Below are 19,135 nucleotides of genomic sequence, written 5' to 3' on the forward strand. Positions count from 1 at the left end.
CGTTTGACCCCGGTCGAATTCGAGGTCATCATGAACACGCCAGCCGCACTGGCTGCGTGACTACAACCTGTCACCTATCCGTGCAGCAGACCCGTTCGTGGGTCCCCGATCTGGATAATTCATGGGGTGACCAGGTTCGGGTCCAAACGGACGCTGAGGGGGACTGAGCGCCGGAATCACCTTTCCCCAATACGGATTCGGTATGAACCTGCCCTGGCTGCCTGTCGTGCCCTGCCCACATTCATTTCCGATGCATGCCTTTTCCCCGCCGAGATCGGTCTTGTTGATGGGGTCGGCGGGGTAGTCGTAGTTGTTGGTCACGCCGCCTTCGACAGGGTCGACTTCGAGGAACCTGCCCAGGGCGGGCACGTACTGGCGGGCGCCCATCTCGATCGTCATCACACTGCGCGCATGCTCCGTGAGCTTGCGGTGCCCGCCGAGCCAGGCCCAGTCCGCGTCACCCGCGAGAGTGTCGGGCCCCGCGTCATCCGCCGTCTGGGTGCCGATCTGGCCGGTGACCTGGTCGATGGGTTGCCCGAACGGGTCGTACCGGAACACCCCCGCACTGCGGGCGCCGGCGGCGTCGGCGGTGACGGTGATGCTGCCCTGCAGGTTCGGGTACGACCACGACTGGGTGACGCTCGTCTTCGATACCGTCACCCCGCCCGGTAGACCCACGAACGACTGCACCACCCCGTTCGCACCATCCAGGAGGAGAGCCGGGCTGTCACCGCCGCCGGTGAACCCGTACCGGGTCACCGTGGTCTCCGGGTTCTGCCCGGCCGGGGTCTCGGTGCGTTGGATGATCCGGCCCGTCACATCCCGCAGATACGCGATCACAGTGCCATCCGTCAGCGCCGTCTTCACATGCTGGTCCGACACGTCATATGAGAGTGTCTGGTCGGCGAGGGTCGTCGTGTTGCCGTGCCCGTCGTACCCGAGCTGGGCCGCCGGGATGCCGGCAGCGACCGGTGACAGGCCCGGGCCGGCCGGGGTGCCGGTCACGGCCGTGGACGTGAGGCGGTCGGTCTGGTCGTAGCAGTACGACGTCACCACCGGGGCACCGCCATCGGGCAGGTCCGTGGACGAGGTGCGGTTGCCGTTCAGCCCCGCACCCGTGTTGACACCGCACCCACCAGACGGGGCGAACCCGTACGACAGGGTGTGCCCCGGGATCACCGCCGACACCAGACGCCCCGCAGCATCGAACGCGTACCGGGAGTCGAACCCGGTGGCCCCGTCGGTCAGGGTGTTCGCCACGATCCGGCCCGACTGCGACCGGAACACCGCATCTGTCACTGACGCCTGCGCGTTCGGGAACAGCCACGACATGCCCGTCAACGCGCCGGCAGGGTTGCGTTGCAGATCAGCCAACGACGACCCGTTCGCATAGGCGACGCCCGTCAATTGCCAGGTCGTATAGGACGGGTCCGCGAGGAGCACCCCATCGACGGTGACGGTCTCGAAGCGAGCCTTGCGCCAGCCGCATCCGCGAGGACGATGGAGTCCCCGTCCCGCGTGACGCTCTCGAAAACCCAAGTACCCGGCGGTGCCGCCGCCATGACGTCATACGCAGAGCGAAGGGTGCCGGCCATCGGAGGTCGGCGATGCTCAGCCACCGACGCCGCACATCCCATTCGGGCCAGCCACCTGCCCGCCTCCATGCCAGCTTGCGGCCTTAGTCTTCGAGACGATCTCCACGAAGAGAAGGACGATCATCGTCATCGCGGCGGTTCCCGATCCAAGGAACCGTCGCGCGAGGAGACCGCCTTCCCGACGAATGTCGACGACCATGATTGCCATCCATCAGCTCGGTGTCGCCCAGGTTCTAGCTCGGGTGGCGTGTCGTCAAGCCCGAGTACGTCGCCAACGTAGAAACAGATTCGGTCCGCCTGGAGATTCAACCGCGCGCCAGGTGACGGCCACATCGCGATGGAGAATTCCAGCGCCGACCCGCCACTTCGTTTGCCGGGTGCGGCCATCGAGGAAGCTGCAATAGTCCACGCCATTTCACCCGTAGACATCCCGCGGGCAGTCCAATCAAGATTCTGAACGTCGAGCCCCACGAGAATCCCCGTGTTAGCGTCACGCAGTTGCAGTGACATTCGAAGGTCGATTAGGACTGCCGCAGTCTGCGTCAGCGCATCGAATCTCGCACTGATGACCTGTGCTTCGAGCAGCATGTCCTCCAATCTGAGAGGGTCGATGTCTGGACTCAGGACAGGTATGTCGTGGACATGCGTACCCGACGCAATTCCTTCGACTGTGATCATGGCAGTGGGATGTGAGCGAACATATGAGACCTCGGTATGGTTTCGCCTGTGATCGGATTGATCGTCTGGCCCGACCTGTTCATGTAGACCGCGTACCCATTGGGATACTGATATTGACCGGTCGTTACTGGCTCCATGATTCGAATGCTAGTGACATTCTCATGAAGCTCAGGTGTACCTTTCGGTATCTGATAGGAAAGACCCTTTCCATTGAAGACGCTCTCCCCCAATGACCCCTTCGGAACAGCTGAGAGTTTTACGTCGCCGACCCTGATCACGCTAGGAGTCTTCGCCACCATTTTTGCGATCGGCCCGCGACCCGCAACCTTCGCGATCGGTGTGGCTACCCTTTGGGTCACCGCCCTCGAAGCACTTGCCCACATGCTCGCCATTCGAGCCAACGCCGCGGAACTTGGCATTCCACCTCCGGTGGAACCACCTCCACAGTAGCTGCACGACACTTCACCGCTGAGGTCGAGCCCGTTGATGGGGTCGGCGGGGTAGTCGTAGTTGTTGGTGACACCGCCTTCGACGGGATCGACCTCGAGGAACCTGCCCAGGGCGGGCACGTACTGGCGGGCACCCATCTCGATCGTCATCACCGTGCCTGCATGTTCGGTGAGCTTGCGGTACCGGCCGAGCCAGGCCCAGTCCGCGTCACCCGCGAGAGTGTCGGGCCCCGCGTCATCCGCCGTCTGGGTGCCGATCTGGCCGGTGACCTGGTCGATGGGTTGCCCGAACGGGTCGTACCGGAACACCCCCGCACTGCGGGCGCCGGCGGCGTCGGCGGTGACGGTGATGCTGCCCTGCAGGTTCGGGTACGACCACGACTGGGTGACGCTCGTCTTCGATACCGTCACCCCGCCCGGTAGACCCACGAACGACTGCACCACCCCGTTCGCACCATCCAGGAGGAGAGCCGGGCTGTCACCGCCGCCGGTGAACCCGTACCGGGTCACCGTGGTCTCCGGGTTCTGCCCGGCCGGGGTCTCGGTGCGTTGGATGATCCGGCCCGTCACATCCCGCAGATACGCGATCACAGTGCCATCCGTCAGCGCCGTCTTCACATGCTGGTCCGACACGTCATATGAGAGTGTCTGGTCGGCGAGGGTCGTCGTGTTGCCGTGCCCGTCGTACCCGAGCTGGGCCGCCGGGATGCCGGCAGCGACCGGTGACAGGCCCGGGCCGGCCGGGGTGCCGGTCACGGCCGTGGACGTGAGGCGGTCGGTCTGGTCGTAGCAGTACGACGTCACCACCGGGGCACCGCCATCGGGCAGGTCCGTGGACGAGGTGCGGTTGCCGTTCAGCCCCGCACCCGTGTTGACACCGCACCCACCAGACGGGGCGAACCCGTACGACAGGGTGTGCCCCGGGATCACCGCCGACACCAGACGCCCCGCAGCATCGAACGCGTACCGGGAGTCGAACCCGGTGGCCCCGTCGGTCAGGGTGTTCGCCACGATCCGGCCCGACTGCGACCGGAACACCGCATCTGTCACTGACGCCTGCGCGTTCGGGAACAGCCACGACATGCCCGTCAACGCGCCGGCAGGGTTGCGTTGCAGATCAGCCAACGACGACCCGTTCGCATAGGCGACGCCCGTCAGTTGCCCGGTCGTGTACGACGGGTCCGCGAGGAGCACCCCATCGACGGTGACGGTCTCGACCTGCCCATCAGTGTTGTAACCGAGTTCGGTGACCATGGCCGTGCCGCCCGGCGGAGTCACCGCCTGCGTGACTGCTTGGCCGAGGATGTTGTACTCCGTCGTGGTGCTCGTGCCCCAGACATCCGTGTAGGCGACCGTGCGACCCAACAGGTCGACCGTGGTGGTGATCGCACCAGCCGGGTCCTCGGCACGGCCGGTCAACGGGTCACCGCCGACCGCGTGCGTGAACGACGCCGTACGTGCCGGAGTGTCACCGTACGCTGGATAGGTGACCTCGATCGTGCGGCCACGACCGTCGAGCTTCGTACACGTCCACGCGGCATCACCGGTGCGCTTCGAGCCGGCCGTGCGACCCATGACGTCGTAGACGAACTGGGTGACCACAGATGCCCCGCCCGCGGCGGGCGGCGCGGTGGCTTGCCGGACGGCACCGTACTGCGGGGTCGACGCCGGTACCCCGCAGATCTGGTCGCTGGTCGACCATGCGTCGCCGAGGGTTTGTACGTCGCCGTAGTAGTCGTACTTCGTCCCGGCCTGGGCGACGGTCGCACCGGCAGCGACACCGGCGGGCAGCATCCGCGAGACGCGTCGGTTGTAGTCCGTCTCGTACTTGGTGACCGTGCGGAGATTCAGACCCGCCGGGTCGACCGCGGACGTCTCGGGAAGGCCCAGCCACGGCGAGGAGCCGTACGACGTGCTCGTAGTAAGTGATGGCACGTTGCTGCTGCTCACCCCGGCCGGTGCTCCCGCGGCGATGAAGTCATCGGTCATCGCGGACGTGGCGAGGTTGTAGGCGGGCTTCAGCGCGTCGCCGGGCACCTTGATGAACGCGGTGTCACCGGGCTTCTTCCACGTCAGCATCAACGCCGAGGGGCCGGCGGCTTGGAAGTACGCCACCCGGATTCGCGCGGTCTGCCCCGCCGCCACCGTGACAGTGCCGATCGGTGACGGCGCCCAAGTTCCGAGCTGCCAGTAGTTGACCTTCAGGTTGTCATCGATCCAGACCTGGGCACCGTCATCAGAGTATGTCTGGAACGAGTACTCACCAGCAGTGGGAAATGTGATCGTGCCCGTGAACTGGACAGACCAGTTCGTGGTCGGGATGCCCGCGATCGGCGACGCTCCCGCCCAGTCCTTGTTGATCGCGGCATCCGCGACACCCGGTATGCCAAGACTGAACGCCTTCGGGGCGCCGTTCAGCGAGGTGTTGTCGTACCACTGCGCGCTCAACCCCTGCAGGCCCTCGTCATACCGGGTCGACGAATGAGCCGGTGGCTCGGCGCAGGTGGCAAGGGGTCGACGGTCGACACCGAAGCAACCCGCGGGGGCCTGCCCGTACGTGTCGGTCACGCGGTTCTGCTTGTCGTAGATCGTCGTGGACTTCCGCCCCAACGGATCCGTGGCCGACAACGCCTGATCCTTCGCGTTCCACTCCGTCGTGCCGGTCAAGCCCGACGGCGACGTGTCCGACGTCGCACGCCACCCGGCATCGAACGTGACCGTGCGAGCGTGTCCGCTCGCCGGGGCACCCCACACGTCTTGGCCCGCCGCATCCACGTAGGTCGTGCCATCGGCGTACGCGTACGTATGTGCCGGCTGCGTCGCGGCTGTGGCACCGTCGGGTGCGGCAAGCATTACCGCGGCCGCCCTCCCGGCGCTGTCATAGCTGATCGTGGTGCGGTTCGTTTCGGATGCCACACGGGCGCTGTCGGCGCGGAGCCAGTCGGTCTGAAGCTGGTCACGCACACCCGTCAGTCGACGGTTCGCGTCGTAGGAGAACGACGTCTCCTCCCCGCCCGGGTCGACGATGCCGACGAGTCGCTTGTCGGCATCGAAGTACAAGCGTGTGCTGGTGGCGTCGGGATAGTCGATGCGGCACAGCATCCCGGGCGGCGCGTCCGCGCTGCCCGAAGCAGGCGGACACGCGCTCGCGAGTCCCTCGGTGTCGCCGCCGTAGAAGTACTTCACCTCCCGGACCGGGCCGGCACCCGCGAGCCGGTCGAAGGTCCGCCTCACCAGGCCCGTGTTCGCCCCGGTCGAGTAATACTCGACCGCCGGAGCGGCGGGCTTCTTCGCGTCCAACGGACTCGTGACCGTGTCGATGACACCGTCAGCACGGAACACGTGCACGACCCCGGCACCGTCGGTGAGCGTGACCCGGCCGTCGCCGCCGATCGCGATCACACCGGCCTCACCAGCGGGTGGCGCGTACCCACCGGTCGAAAGTTTCGCGTACGAATGGGTACCGCCCGTGACATCGGTGACGGTGATCGAGCCTTCTTCGACCCGCACTTTCGAGTAGGTTCCGAGGTCGCCGGCCAGGATCGTCGATGAGGCCCATCCGTCGGGAAGGATCTCTGCGGACTTCGTGAACCACGACGCCGGGATCAGGAACGGAGCCCCGAACGACCCGTCCGCGTTCTTCTTCTTCGCCCAGAGCTCGAAGTAGGCCATGCCGCCGTCCTCGAAGAACTCCGCCTTGAACGGCGTCGGCGCAGCCGTCAGAGACTTCGCACCGCCTGGCCACGAGACGGTCGAGCTGTAGGCACCTGCCGTGTACTTGTCGATCACCTTCGTGCCGCCCACGGTGACGACGATGCCGTCGTCCTGCGCTGAGCCGAAGACGTAGTCACCCGCAACGTCTGGAGTAATGAATCCCGTCCAACGAGCGAGGAACTTATCGGTGGGTACGCCGGCACCTGGCGACTCCATCCCCCATTGGAATGAGATCTGCGGATCACTGCGCACGAGGACACGTTTGGCCTGATTGAAGTCCCACGACTGGGTCTGACCCGGCTTCGGAGTTGCATCGAAGTACTCGGCCTTCAACCCCCTATTCGACGGATGCTGCGAGTCATACGTGAACGAGACCCCCATCGGGCCCCCCACCGTCGATACCGTCGGGGACGCGAAGCTCATGCTCACATTGCCGGACGCAAGGTTCACCGAGACCGGCCCCGCGGCATCCATCGGCGAGACGTCGTTGGCACCGAGGCGCTTGTTCACGGAGAACGTCGCGACCCATGGTGTGAGTGAGTCCACCCCGTAGCCGACATCGCGGGTGATGACGGTCCATGAGTACGTCGTGCCGTCCTGTAGTGAACCGGTGGGCACTTGCCAGCTGGGCTCGTCCACCCATCCAGAGTTCAGCACACCGCCGGTCCGGGTGTCGGCGCCCGTCGCGACACGGAACCAGTACTTCAGCGTTCGGTTCGCAGGATTCGCGGGGGCGGCGACCTGGAGGAGCGGCTCGGTCGTTACCGAGACGCCCTTGTCGGCAGGGACCGCGGTCGCCTTGTCTACCTGTGGCACACTCGCGGTCGTGAAGTTCCAGACCGCTGACGGACGCTCGTTCGACACCCCCCAGAGCCCATTCATCTCGGTGGCGACGAAGGCTTTCCAGTAGTATTTCTTGCCCGGCTGGAGCTTCACCTCCGGCACATTCACTGTGGCAGAAGTCTGCCATCCTGTGGACCACACCGGGTTCACGTTCGGGTCCGGATTCTCCGACACCTTGAACCAGTAGTAGGCGTTCGAGGCTTCCGGGAACGTGGAGCCTGCGATCTTCAGCGTCGGGGTCAGCGTGGTGTTCAGCGCCCCGTTGCTCGGCGCGGGCGCGGCGAGGGTGCCCGCCGTCGGGAACGGCCGCCAGGCGACCCACATCCGCGATCCGTAGTGCTTGTACGAGAACGTGTTCGACTCGTCACCGGTGAAGACGATGACTGCGCCGCTCGTGCCGTCACGCACCCACCGGGCGACGCGCTGGCCGAGCAGGTTGTCTTGGACATGCCCGCCTCCATTCCAGTAGACCGCCTGCCCGATGTACTCCCCGGCAGAATTGAAGCTCATGTTCGTCGCCCAGTACGCGCCGCCGGTCCGGTCAGTCACGGTGCTGTCCGACGACTGCCCGTTGAACTCGATGTCAGCGTCGATGATCTGGTTGCCGAAGAACTGCTCATAGTTGTAGTCCACGAGCGTGCGCCAAATACCGTTGGTGTTCGTGTTGCCGACCTGCACGCCGTAGTTGTAGTTGTACTGGCCGTTGGTCTTGTACGCCCACGTCTGGCTGTATCCGAAGACCGAGGTCGGGTCGACCGAAACCGGGTAGACGCGATCCTTGCTGTTCAGCCACGCCCGATCAGCGGTGAGCGTGTACAACCAGTCGTCGCCGTCGCGTTCGACCTCGGCTTCGACGTCGCCCTGATCGTTCGCGCGGTCGCCGAGCGTGCCGGCCGAGTCCCACATGATCGGCCGCGGGATGACCAGAACAGCCTCGTCCTCACTGTTCTCGAAGAGCACGTCGCCGTTCTTCTCCTCCCGCAGGGTGAGCCCGTCGGCGTCGATGCGCCAGGTCCAAGAGTTCCTGCCGGTCTTGCCGGGCTGGCCTTCGAGTTCGAACAACTCCTTCACCCCGCCGGCCTCGACCTCGTATACGAGGTCCGTGCCCTCGAACACGTCTTCGTACTCGACGCGGTTCTTCTTATCAGACCAGACCGCGAGGTCGCGCTGGAGCTGCGAACCCTTCACATCATCGAGCGAGAACGACACTTTCTTCGACCCGACCGACAGGGTCAGCAGCGCATCCTCGTCAGCGCGCTCTGCGAACTCTGGTCTGAACGGGTGCTGCGCCACTTCCGCGCCGCCACGACCGAGCCAGCTGAAGGAGCCACGCCCCTGAAGGTCGGTGCTGACCGGCTTCCATCGGCCGTCGACCTTGACGTTCAGAGGCTCGTCGGAGACCTCGGTGACTCGCACCCCGTCGGGACCCTTGTACGTCTGCGAGAACATCTCACGGTCGAGGACCTGGACACCATTCGGCTCGAAACTCTCGAGCAGATCGGGCTGTAGCTCTGAGCCCGGGACCTCAGTGAGCGGCTCCGTGTCGGCGGGTTCGATCACACCGCCAGGCGGGTTGTCGAAGTCGCCCTCCGTTGGGGCTTCACCAGTTGTCTCGATGACTTCTTCAGACTGCTCCGGCAGGAGCGGTTCGATCACCGAGTTCTCACCGAGCACGTCGTCAGAAACGGTGCTCTCCGCAGCCGCCGGCTGCGCGAGCGTGCCGACCAACACCGAAACGACGACCACACCAAGAACCGCATCCCAGAACCGCCGTCGAATCGCCACAAGTCTCCCTCGATCTGCGGACTAGCTGGAGCGACTCTAAACACACCTTCAACGGTCACGCATCACCCCCGAACGGGGGACACGCGAAACGCGGCCTCGAGGTAGTAAAGTCTCCTGCCGAACATCGGTCATTCCAGCGGGGCAGGCGCGGTTTCGGTGGGCGCGAGCGTACCTCAACCTCTCGGTTGCGCCGCGACATCCACTGACCGGTGGATGCCGGAATCGAACGGCCGGGGGCTGCCGCGCCGGCCGCGCCGACGGCAGGCTCGAAACATGGACATCGACATGACGCAGACGGATGCCGCGGTGCGGATCCGCGGGCTCCGAAAGACCTACGGCGGGGTGACCGCCGTCGACGACCTCGATCTCGACATCGCCCGCGGCGAGACGTTCGCCCTGCTCGGCCCGAACGGCGCCGGCAAGTCGACCACGGTCGAGATCCTCGAGGGCTACCGGCTTCGCACCTCGGGCGAGGTGAGCGTGCTCGGGGTCGACCCGGCGCGCGGCGGCCTCGACTGGAAGGCGCGCATCGGCATCGTGCTGCAGTCGACCGGCGAGACCGGGCTGCTCACCGTCACCGAGATGCTGCGGCACTTCGCCTCGCTCTACCCGAACCCGCGCGACGTCGACGAGGTCATCGCCGCCGTCGGCCTCGAGGCGAAGGCGAAGACCCGCATCGCGAAGCTCTCGGGCGGCCAGCAGCGCCGCGTCGACGTCGCGCTCGGCATCGTCGGCCGGCCCGAACTGCTCTTCCTCGACGAACCGACGACGGGCTTCGACCCCGAGGCGCGGCGGCAGTTCTGGGAGCTCATCCGCTCGCTCAAGTCCGACGGCACCACGATCGTGCTCACCACGCATTACCTCGACGAGGCGGCGCAACTGGCCGATCGCGCCGGGGTCATCGCCGGCGGGCGGCTCCTCGCACTCGGCGCCATCGACGAGATCGGCGGGGCGGAGGCGCGCGTGCCGCTCGTGCGCTGGCGGGATGCCGCGGGCACCACGCACGAGCTTCGCACCGACGAGCCGGGGCACCACGTGGCATCCGTCGTCGCCGGATTCGGACGCGAGCCCGACGGGCTCGAGGTGATCCGGCCGACGCTGGAAGACATCTACCTGGGGCTCGTGGCGGGCGCTTCGACAGGCTCAGCGACCGATGCAGACTCAGCGACCGATGCAGACTCAGCGACCGAGACAGGCTCAGCGACCGAGACAGAGGAGGCCCTCGCATGAGCACCAACCTGATGACCCAGGGCGCGTCGCGCATCGGCGTCGAGACCACGATGTACTTCCGCTCGTACGACACGCTGTTCTTCACCTTCGCCTTCCCCTTCGTGATGCTCGCGATCTTCACCGCGGCGTTCAGCTCGGCGGGCGAGATCGGCCCTCCGGGAGCGCAGATCTCGATCGGCGCGTCGTACCTGCCGGGCATGATCGCCGCCGGGATCCTGCTCTCGGGCGTGCAGAACCTCGCGGTCGACATCGCGCTGGAGAAGTCGAACGGCACCCTCAAGCGCCTCGGCGGCACCCCGCTCTCGCCCGTCGGCTACTTCCTCGGCAAGATCGGTCAGGTCTTCGTGACCGGCACGCTGCAGGCGGCACTGCTCATCATCGCCGGCGCGCTCCTGCTCGGCATCGAGCTGCCCACCGACCCGGCCAAGTGGTTCACCTTCGCGTGGGTGTTCGTGCTCGGCCTCACGACCTGCGCCCTGCTCGGCATCGCCCTCTCGGCGCTGCCCCGCACCGGCAAGAGCGCGAGCGCCGTGGTCATCCCCGTCGTGCTCCTGCTGCAGTTCATCTCGGGCGTCTACCTGCAGTGGAACATGCTGCCGACCTGGCTGCAGGACTTCGCGAGCCTGTTCCCCCTCAAGTGGATCGCGCAGGGCATGCGCTCGGTGTTCCTGCCCGAGGAGTGGGAGACGCTCGAGCAGCACGGCTCGTGGAACCTGCCGGGCGTCGCGATCGCGCTCGGCATCTGGCTCGTCGTCGGCTTCGTGCTGACGCGCGTCACCTTCCGCTGGATCCGGCGCGACGCCTAGCGTGCGTGCCAGACTCGCAACATGCTGAACAGACGATGGTGGGATGTCGCGGCGCTCGCCGTGGCATCCATCCTCGTGCTCTTCACCCTGTTCGACCCGCCGCCGTACGGGGTGAACGACTGGGGCGTCTGGGCGACGACCGGCGCGTTCCTCGTCTTCTACTTCGCCTACGGCAGGGCTCATCTCGGCAACGAGCGGATGGCGCCCTACCTCGTGATCTCGATCGGGTTCGCCGTGATCGTCGGCGTCGGCGCCTCGTTCGAACCCTCCTACGCGATCGTGCAGGTGTTCGTCTACCCGTTCATCTGGACGACCTCGCCGTCGACCCGCAGCGCGATCATGGCGAACGTGCTCATCGGCGTCGCACTCACGGCGGGCTATGCCGTGAACCTCGGCCCCGGCGGTCTCGCCACGGGGCTCATCAGCGCCGCGATCTCGGTCGGCTTCAGCATCGCGCTCGGGCTCTGGATCACCCGCATCGCCGTCTACGGTGACGAGCGCGGCCGACTGCTCGAGGAGCTGCAGGCCGCGCAGGGCCAGCTCGCCGCGATGCACCGCGATGCGGGCGTCGTCGAAGAGCGGGGGCGGCTCGCGCGCGAGATCCACGACACGATCGCGCAGAGCCTGACCGGTCTCGTCATGGTGGCGCAGCGCACGGGCAGTCGGCTCGACGGGGTCGAAGGCGGCGCCGCGGCATCCGCTCGGGCCGATGTCGAGCTCATCGAGCAGATGGCGCGCGAGGCGCTCACCGAGGCGCGCGGTCTCGTCGCCTCGCTCGCCCCGGTCGAGCCGGGCGCGGGGCTCGGCGACGCACTCGCGCGGCTCGCGGCCACGTTCGAACGCGAGACCGGCGTCGTCGTGACGGTGTCGGCGAGCGCGACCGGTCTCAGTCGCGAACACGAGGTCGTGCTGCTGCGCTCGGCGCAGGAAGGCCTCGCGAACGTGCGCAAGCACGCGAACGCCCGGCACGCGGCGGTGACCGTCGAGACCATCGGCGACGAAGTCGTGCTCACCGTCGACGACGACGGCGTCGGCCCCGGCGCGGCCTCGCCGGGCGCCTCGGGCTTCGGGCTCGCGGGCATCCGCGATCGCACCGCGCTCGTCGGCGGCTCGTTCTCGATCGGGCCCGGTGAGGGCGGCGGCACGCTATTGCGGGTCGGCATCCCCCGAGCGGATGCCGCGGCGCCCGGTCTCGATACGCTCGCTTCGCTCGCTACTCGACCACCGAACGACGACGGAGGACGCGTATCGAGACCCGCAGCCGAGGAGACCGCATGAGCATCCGCATCGTCGTGGCCGACGACCACCCGATCGTGCGCGCCGGCATCGTGGGCCTCCTCGAGGGCGAGCCCGGCCTCGAGGTCGTCGGCGAGGCCGCCGACGGCGCAGCAGCGGTGTCGGTCGCAGCATCCGAACGCCCTGATCTCGTGCTCATGGACCTGCGGATGCCGCAGCTCGACGGCGCCGCGGCGACCGCACGCATCCTCGCCGAGGTGCCCGGCACGCGCGTGCTCGTGCTGACGACGTACGAGACCGACGACCACATCCTCGCCGCGATCGAGGCGGGTGCGAGCGGCTACCTGCTGAAGGCGGCGCCGCAGGCCGAGATCGTCGCGGGCATCCGCGCCGTCGCCGCCGGCGAGACGGTGCTCGCACCGTCGATCGCGGCGAAGCTCGTATCGAGGGTGCGCGCCGACGCAGTCGCCGCCGCGGCTGATACCGCGCCGTCGCTCTCACCGCGCGAACTCGAGGTGCTTCGGCTCGTGGCCGACGGGCGCTCGAACCCCGAGATCGCTCGCGCCCTCTTCATCGGCGAGGCGACCGTGAAGACGCACCTGCTGCACGTGTTCGAGAAGCTCGAGGTGAGTGACCGCACGCGCGCGGTGACCCGGGCCATGGAGCTCGGGCTCATCTAGATCCGGGCCCGTCGAGATCCGGGCCCGTCGAGATCCAGCTCGGGCACAGCGCCCGCGCCCTACGCTGGAGGTGGCATCCGCTCGCGTCGTGGCAACGATGGGCCGGCCCGTGGTCGGCGCGTGCAGATTGCCGTGAGAGGCACGCATGAACCCGTACGAACACCGACCGTGGCTCGACCACTACGCCGACGGGGTGCCGCCGGAGATCGCGGAACCGAGCCAGACCCTCGTCGACATGATCGACGACGCGGTGCGCCGGTTCAAGCGGCAGACGGCGCTCGAGTTCTTCGGAGCGGAGACGAGCTATCGCGAGCTCGGCGAGCAGATCGCCTCCGCCGCCGAGGGGCTGCGCCGGCTCGGCGTCGTCGCGGGCGACCGGGTCGCGCTCGTGCTGCCGAACTGCCCGCAGCACGTCGCCGCGTTCTACGCGGTGCTGCGTCTCGGCGCGATCGTGGTCGAGCACAATCCGCTCTACACGCCGCCCGAGCTGCGGCACCAGTTCGAAGACCACGGCGCGCGCGTGGCGATCGTCTGGAACAGCGTGGCCGACACGGTCGCCGAGTTCCCCAGCGACATCCGGCCCGCCCACATCGTCGCCGTCGACCTGACGAAGGCCCTGCCGTTCGGCAAGCGGATGGCGCTGCGCCTGCCGATCCCGAAGGCACGGCGCTCCCGCGCCGCCCTGACCACGAAACCTCGCGCGCGCGGGCTCGTGGAGTGGGAGCGACTCACCTCGCGGCGGGCCCTCGCCAAGCGGCATCCGCGCCCGTCGCTCGACGACACGGCCGTGCTGCAGTACACGAGCGGCACCACCGGCACGCCGAAGGGCGCCGTGCTCAGCCACCGCAACCTCCGCGCGAATGCGATGCAGGGCCGCGCCTGGGTGCCCGGCCTCGCCGAGGGCGAAGAGGTCTTCTACGGGGTGCTGCCCCTCTTCCACGCCTACGGCATGACGCTCTGCCTCACCTTCGCAATGTCGATCGGTGCTCGGCTCGTGCTGTTCCCGAAGTTCGACACGGGCCTCGTGCTCGACGCCGCGCGCCACTCGCCGCCGACGTTCCTGCCCGCAGTGCCGCCGATCTACGATCAGCTCGTGCGCGCAGCCGCACGTCATCCGAAGGCCCTCGAGCGCATCCGCTTCGCGATCTCGGGCGCGATGAGCCTGCCCATCGCGACGGTCGACCGCTGGGAGAGCGCCACCGGCGGGCTCCTCGTCGAGGGCTACGGCATGACCGAGTCCTCGCCGATCTCGGTCGGCAACCCGATGGGTCCGACCCGGCGGCCGGGCACCGTCGGCGTACCGTTCCCGAGCACCGAGATCCGCGTCGTCGACCCCGACGACCCCGACATCGACCGTCCGGCGGGCGAGGCCGGCGAACTGCTCGTGCGAGGGCCGCAGGTCTTCCAGGGCTACTGGCGACGACCGGCCGAGACGGCCGAGACGCTGCTCCCCGGCGGGTGGCTCCGCACCGGCGACATCGTGCGCGTCTCCGACGACGGGTTCGTCACGATCGTCGATCGCGTCAAGGAGCTCATCATCACGGGAGGGTTCAACGTCTCGCCGTCGGAGGTCGAGGCGGCACTGCTCGCCCACCCCGACGTGCGCGGCGCGGCGGTCGTCGGGTTGCCGCGCTCTTCGGGCGGTGAAGCCGTGGCCGCAGGCGTGGAGCTCCGCCAGGGCGCCGTCTTCGACGAGACAGCCCTTCGCGACTTCTGCCGCGCGAGCCTCACGCCCTACAAGGTGCCGCGTCGCATCGAGCTCTTCGACGAGCTGCCGCGCTCGCTCATCGGCAAAGTGCTGCGGCGTGCGGTGCGAGACGAGCTGCTCAGAGCAGACGCCGCGCGTTCGCCCACGCCGTGAGCTCGTGGCGGCTCGAGAGCTGCAGTTTCCGCAGCACCGCCGAGACGTGCGTCTCGACGGTCTTCGTCGAGATGAAGAGCTCGGCCGCGACCTCTTTGTAGGCGTAGCCGCGGGCGATCAGCCGCATGACCTCCTGCTCGCGAGCCGAGAGGCGGTCGAGTTCGTCGCTCGCCGACGCCGTCTCGCCCACGGGCGCACCGAACGCGTCGAGCACGAACCCGGCGAGCTTCGGCGAGAACACGGCGTCGCCGCCCGCGACAGCGGCGACGGCCCGGCTCACGTCGGCCCCCGATGAACCTTTCGTGATGTACCCGCGAGCCCCCGCGCGGATGACGCCGACGACGTCTTCGGCCTTGTCCGACACCGAGAGCGCGAGGAAGCGGGTCGAGGGCACGGCGGCCGCGGCACGCCGGATCACCTCGGCACCGCCGCTCGAACCCGCCGGCACCCCGGCCCCGGGCAAGTGCACGTCGAGGAGGACGACGTCGGGCGCGGCATCCACCACCACTGCGACGGCCGACTCGACATCGTGCGCCTCGCCGACGACCTCGATGGTGTCGTCGAGGTCGGCCTTCAGGCCCGACCGGAAGATCGAGTGATCGTCGACGACCACGACGCGCACGCGCTCAGCCACGATTGCCCTCCACCCATTCGGCGGCCGGGAACCGCAAGCGCACCTCGGTGCCGACACCGCCCGCGCCGACCCCGGCCCTGACCTCGCCCGAACCGCCGGCGCGCCGCATGCGGCCGATGATCGACTCGCGCACGCCGAGCCGGTCGCCGGGCACATCGGCGAGCGCGAAGCCCGGGCCGCGGTCGCGCACGAACACCTCGACGGCCTCGGGCGTCGACTCCACGTACACCGACACCTCGCCGCCCGCGTGCCGCGCGGCGTTCAGCATCGCCTCGCGGGCCGCCGCCGCCATCTCGCCGCTCGCGCGTTCGCGCGACTCCCCCACGACCACGACGTCGACCGTGACCGGGTAGTCGATCTCGAGGGCGGCCGCGAAATCGCGCAGGTCGGTGCCGAGATCGCTGTCGGCGGCGGTGTCGCCGGCGAAGAGCCAGTCGCGCAGCTCGCGCTCTTGCGCCCGGGCGATGCGCGCGACCTCGCTCGTCGCCCCCGCGCGGTTCTGGATGAGTGCGAGGGTCTGCAGCACCGAGTCGTGCAGGTGCGCTGCAATCTCGCTGCGCTGCTCTTCGCGGATGCGTTTCGTGCGCTCGGCGGTGAGGTCGCGCCACGCCGTCACGAGCGTCGGCACGTAGACGAGTGCGATGCCGCCGACCGCGGCGAGCGCGGCGACGAACGTCGGCACGGGGTACCACGCGGCCGTCGGGCCGAGCACGAGCGATGCCGCGGTCACGGCGAGCAGCACGGTCGCGACGATGCGGATCGTGAGCTCGTGCCGCGGGCCTCGCTCGGGATCGGGGCGGTCGATGAAGCTCGCCCACGCGCCGGAGGCCACGGCGAGCGCGACCCCGGCGAACACGGCGAAGAGCCACCACGCGAGATCGTCACTTCCGCCGTCGAGGCTGTCGAGGCTGTCGAGGCTGTCGAGGCTGTCGACCGCCACGAGGGGGCCCACCGCGGCCGCCGTGACCAGCGACACGGCCGACGCGACGACGAGCAGCCACGCGACCGGCGCCCGGCGGGTCGGGCGCTCATCGCCCGGCGCCCACGACGTGAACACCCAGAGCCAGAGGTAGAGCAGCAGCCCGGCGCCGCTCGCGAGACTCGTCACGACGAACGCGGCCCGCACGACCCAGACCGGCCAGCCGAGGTGGGCGGCGAGGCCCGCCGAGACTCCGGTGGCGACGCAGGCACGCGGGCGCGTGAGGCGGGCATCGGCGTCGCCGGCGTCGGGCGCGGGCGCCGCGGCATCCGTCGCCCGTGCCGCGCTCGTCTCCATGCCTGCAATCCAAGCAGACCGCGCGGCCGCGGCCCCCGCCCCGGCCGCCTCACTCAGGGTCGAATCAGGGATTCACCCCATGGCGGGCCATGCGCGGCCCCTGCCAGCATCGAGGCATGGAGACGAACCCGACCGCCCCAGAGGCTGGCCCAGTGCAGGACGACGCGAAGGGGGACTCCGCGGCGCCCGGCCCGCACGCCGACGGGGCGACCGGCTCGACTCCATCCTCCGGTGACCCCGGCGCGGCGACACCCGCGCCGGGCACCGGCACCGGCACGGGCGGCCCCACCGGCACCGGCGGCCAGGGCACCGGCTTCTACGACTGGCTGCGCCGTCTCGGCGTGCCGCGTCGCGCCGGCTGGCTCGGCGGCGTCTGCGCCGGGGTCGCCGCCCGCCTCGGCATCGACCCGATCATCGTGCGCGGCATCGTCGTGGTCGTCGCGGTGCTCGGGGCCCCGTTCGTGCTGCTCTACGCGATCGCGTGGGTACTGCTGCCCGACCTCGACGGCGAGATCCACTTCGAGCGGCTGATGCGCGGCATCGTCGATCCGGCGATCGTCGGCATCGCGGTGATGGGCGTCATCGGGTTCATCCCGCTCGTGCAGGGCGGATGGCTCGGCTGGCGCTGGTGGCCCGACTGGCCGACGATCAGCGACCCGATCTTCGGGTTCAACCTCGGCGTGCCGCTTCGGGTGCTGTGGGTGCTCATCCTCGTCGGCGGTGTCATCGCGCTCGTCGTCTGGCTCGCCCGGCGCTCCTCCCAGAACTCCCCGGACGGCGGCGGCGCGCGAATGGCTTCCGCGGCCCCCGCCGCCGCTCCGGGGTCTCCGTCGGCGTCATCGTCGGCATCGCCGTCGACACCGGCCGTCGCGTTCAGCGCGGCGCCGGCACCGTCTGATGAGCCGGATGTCGCGGCCGGCACCCCGACCGCGACGACCGAGCCGCCCGTGCCCGCCGAGGGCGCCGACGCCGCGGCCATCGCCGAGTGGCGCGCCCAGCACGAGGCGTGGCGCATCTCGCACGCCGAGTGGAAGTCGGGTCAGGAGGACGCCGAACGCGCCGCCCGAGCGGAGGCCGCGGCGGAGAACAAGGCGAGGGCCATCGAGCTCACGGCGCAAGCCGACGCCGCACGTGCCGCCCGCCGCGCCAGCCGCCCTCGTGCGAGCGCAGCATTCGTGTTCACCGTGCTCGGCCTCGCGCTCGTCGCCGGCGCCGCGGCGGCGATCTGGGCGCTCAAGGCCCCGAGCACGGCTGGGTTCGCGATCCCCATCGCCGTCGCCGCAACGACGCTGCTGCTCTCGATCGGCATGGTGATCGCAGCGCTCCGGAGGCGTCGCAGCGGCGCCCTCGCCTTCTTCACGATGCTCTCGGCGTTCGCGATGGCGGTGGCCGTGCTCGTGGCCTCGCTCGTGCCGCAGGGCGTGCTGACCCCGCCCTCGTACAACGTCTCGCTCGACCGCTCCCAGCGTCTCGTGCAGCCCTTCGGCGACGCGTACATCCAGGCGACGCCGTGGTTCCGTGACATCGCACCGGTCATCGAACTCACCCAGGGCAACGGCGACACCTGGATCATGATCGAGGCCGACACCGAGATCGTGCTCGACGCGAGCGAGGCCGGCGAGATCGAGATCATCACGCTGTCGGCCGACTACTCGTCGAGCAGCATGGCCACGATCGGCGGCCTCGACCGCAGCGCACTGCTCATCGGCGGCGAGAGCGTGCGAGAGTACCGCGAAGCAGACGAGCCCGTCGACGCGAAGATCGTGCTCGAGCAGGGCTCCGGCATGGTGCACATCCAGATCCACGAGGGAGAATGACCATGGACACGAGCAACCAGGGTGCCGGCCGGCCCGCGAACCCGACGGATGCCGCGGTCACCGCGATCCTCGACGACTGGAGCACGCCCGTGGCGGGCGACGACGCGAGCCGACCGCGCGACCCGAGCGATACGGGAGACGCCGCCCCCGTCGCCCCGGCGCCGGACGCGCAACCGACCATCCGGTGGGGCGCGCTCGTCTGGGCCCTGCTCTTCGGGGCGACCGCCGCGACCACCCTCTGGGTGCTCGTCTCGCCCGTGCGCCGCGATCTGGTCGGCGACTGGCTGATCGCACTGAACCCGCTCACCGCGGCCCTCACGACCGTCATCGTCGTGGGCGTCGTCGTCGCCCTCTTCGGCATCGTCGGCCTCATCCGCCGCGGAGAACGCGCACGCCGCTGACGCTGACGCTGAGGCGTCCGGCGGCCCCATCCAATCGCCCGAGACGACAGTTGTTGTCGCCTGTTCGACTGACAGGCGACAACAACTGTCGTTTCGCCGTGAGGTGGAGCGCGGAGCGCGGAGCGCGGAG

At 68.8% G+C, this 19,135-nt stretch carries 12 protein-coding genes; 7 read left to right on the top strand and 5 right to left on the bottom strand.

Going from position 1 to position 19,135, the window contains the following annotated elements; genetic code table 11:
- Window positions 1-60: 60 nt before the first annotated feature.
- The 3 genes from ACWGST_RS15515 to ACWGST_RS15525 all read right to left on the bottom strand — a co-directional run bounded on the left by ACWGST_RS15515 (window position 61) and on the right by ACWGST_RS15525 (window position 8,728).
- Window positions 61-1,443: an RHS repeat-associated core domain-containing protein gene (locus ACWGST_RS15515; RefSeq protein WP_452047566.1), complete on the bottom strand. Its 1,383-nt coding sequence runs from the start codon at window positions 1,441-1,443 to the stop codon at window positions 61-63.
- 168 nt (window positions 1,444-1,611) lie between these two features.
- Window positions 1,612-1,794, bottom strand: coding sequence for a hypothetical protein (locus ACWGST_RS15520; RefSeq protein ID WP_452047567.1), 183 nt, complete (start codon window positions 1,792-1,794; stop codon window positions 1,612-1,614).
- A 475-nt stretch (window positions 1,795-2,269) separates the two neighbouring features.
- Window positions 2,270-8,728, bottom strand: coding sequence for a PA14 domain-containing protein (locus ACWGST_RS15525; protein WP_452047568.1), 6,459 nt, complete (start codon window positions 8,726-8,728; stop codon window positions 2,270-2,272).
- A gap of 609 nt (window positions 8,729-9,337) precedes the next feature.
- Here ACWGST_RS15525 and ACWGST_RS15530 point away from each other — a divergent pair.
- The 5 genes from ACWGST_RS15530 to ACWGST_RS15550 all read left to right on the top strand — a co-directional run bounded on the left by ACWGST_RS15530 (window position 9,338) and on the right by ACWGST_RS15550 (window position 14,877).
- Entirely contained in the window at window positions 9,338-10,294 is a 957-nt protein-coding gene (locus ACWGST_RS15530) for an ABC transporter ATP-binding protein (RefSeq protein WP_452047569.1), read from the top strand.
- The gene (locus ACWGST_RS15535; RefSeq protein ID WP_452047570.1) at window positions 10,291-11,100 is read left to right on the top strand and encodes an ABC transporter permease; all 810 of its coding nucleotides are present in this window, start codon (window positions 10,291-10,293) and stop codon (window positions 11,098-11,100) included. Before ACWGST_RS15530 ends, ACWGST_RS15535 begins: the two co-directional genes overlap by 4 nt.
- Before the next feature lie 21 nt (window positions 11,101-11,121).
- Window positions 11,122-12,378: a sensor histidine kinase gene (locus ACWGST_RS15540; RefSeq protein ID WP_452047571.1), complete on the top strand. Its 1,257-nt coding sequence runs from the start codon at window positions 11,122-11,124 to the stop codon at window positions 12,376-12,378.
- Window positions 12,375-13,016: a response regulator gene (locus ACWGST_RS15545; protein WP_452047572.1), complete on the top strand. Its 642-nt coding sequence runs from the start codon at window positions 12,375-12,377 to the stop codon at window positions 13,014-13,016. The genes ACWGST_RS15540 and ACWGST_RS15545 overlap by 4 nt, the downstream gene beginning before the upstream one ends.
- A gap of 145 nt (window positions 13,017-13,161) precedes the next feature.
- The gene (locus ACWGST_RS15550; protein ID WP_452047573.1) at window positions 13,162-14,877 is read left to right on the top strand and encodes a long-chain-fatty-acid--CoA ligase; all 1,716 of its coding nucleotides are present in this window, start codon (window positions 13,162-13,164) and stop codon (window positions 14,875-14,877) included.
- Here the strand turns inward: ACWGST_RS15550 and ACWGST_RS15555 are convergent.
- The gene (locus tag ACWGST_RS15555) at window positions 14,843-15,511 is read right to left on the bottom strand and encodes a LuxR C-terminal-related transcriptional regulator (protein WP_452047574.1); all 669 of its coding nucleotides are present in this window, start codon (window positions 15,509-15,511) and stop codon (window positions 14,843-14,845) included. The two genes, ACWGST_RS15550 and ACWGST_RS15555, sit on opposite strands and share 35 nt — an antisense overlap.
- Window positions 15,504-16,787 (bottom strand): ATP-binding protein, encoded by a 1,284-nt coding sequence (locus tag ACWGST_RS15560; RefSeq protein WP_452047575.1) that lies wholly within the window; start codon window positions 16,785-16,787, stop codon window positions 15,504-15,506. Before ACWGST_RS15560 ends, ACWGST_RS15555 begins: the two co-directional genes overlap by 8 nt.
- A gap of 152 nt (window positions 16,788-16,939) precedes the next feature.
- On the opposite strand from ACWGST_RS15560, the gene ACWGST_RS15565 reads away from it, so the two are divergent.
- The gene (locus ACWGST_RS15565) at window positions 16,940-18,604 is read left to right on the top strand and encodes a PspC domain-containing protein (protein ID WP_452047576.1); all 1,665 of its coding nucleotides are present in this window, start codon (window positions 16,940-16,942) and stop codon (window positions 18,602-18,604) included.
- A gap of 2 nt (window positions 18,605-18,606) precedes the next feature.
- On the top strand, window positions 18,607-19,005 hold the full coding sequence (locus ACWGST_RS15570) for a hypothetical protein (protein ID WP_452047577.1): 399 nt from the start codon (window positions 18,607-18,609) through the stop codon (window positions 19,003-19,005).
- Window positions 19,006-19,135 lie beyond the last annotated feature (130 nt).

It is taken from the genome of Agromyces sp. NPDC055520 (assembly GCF_053619715.1).

Excerpts from the sequence above, each read along its gene's own strand:
- ACWGST_RS15530 (WP_452047569.1), top strand. The coding sequence starts at position 9,338 with ATGGACATCGACATGACGCAGACGGATGCCGCGGTGCGGATCCGCGGG.
- ACWGST_RS15540 (WP_452047571.1), top strand. The coding sequence starts at position 11,122 with ATGCTGAACAGACGATGGTGGGATGTCGCGGCGCTCGCCGTGGCATCC.
- ACWGST_RS15550 (WP_452047573.1), top strand. The coding sequence starts at position 13,162 with ATGAACCCGTACGAACACCGACCGTGGCTCGACCACTACGCCGACGGG.
- ACWGST_RS15570 (WP_452047577.1), top strand. The coding sequence starts at position 18,607 with ATGGACACGAGCAACCAGGGTGCCGGCCGGCCCGCGAACCCGACGGAT.
- ACWGST_RS15535 (WP_452047570.1), top strand. The coding sequence starts at position 10,291 with ATGAGCACCAACCTGATGACCCAGGGCGCGTCGCGCATCGGCGTCGAG.
- ACWGST_RS15525 (WP_452047568.1), bottom strand. The coding sequence starts at position 8,728 with ATGTTCTCGCAGACGTACAAGGGTCCCGACGGGGTGCGAGTCACCGAG.
- ACWGST_RS15560 (WP_452047575.1), bottom strand. The coding sequence starts at position 16,787 with ATGGAGACGAGCGCGGCACGGGCGACGGATGCCGCGGCGCCCGCGCCC.
- ACWGST_RS15545 (WP_452047572.1), top strand. The coding sequence starts at position 12,375 with ATGAGCATCCGCATCGTCGTGGCCGACGACCACCCGATCGTGCGCGCC.
- ACWGST_RS15520 (WP_452047567.1), bottom strand. The coding sequence starts at position 1,794 with ATGGTCGTCGACATTCGTCGGGAAGGCGGTCTCCTCGCGCGACGGTTC.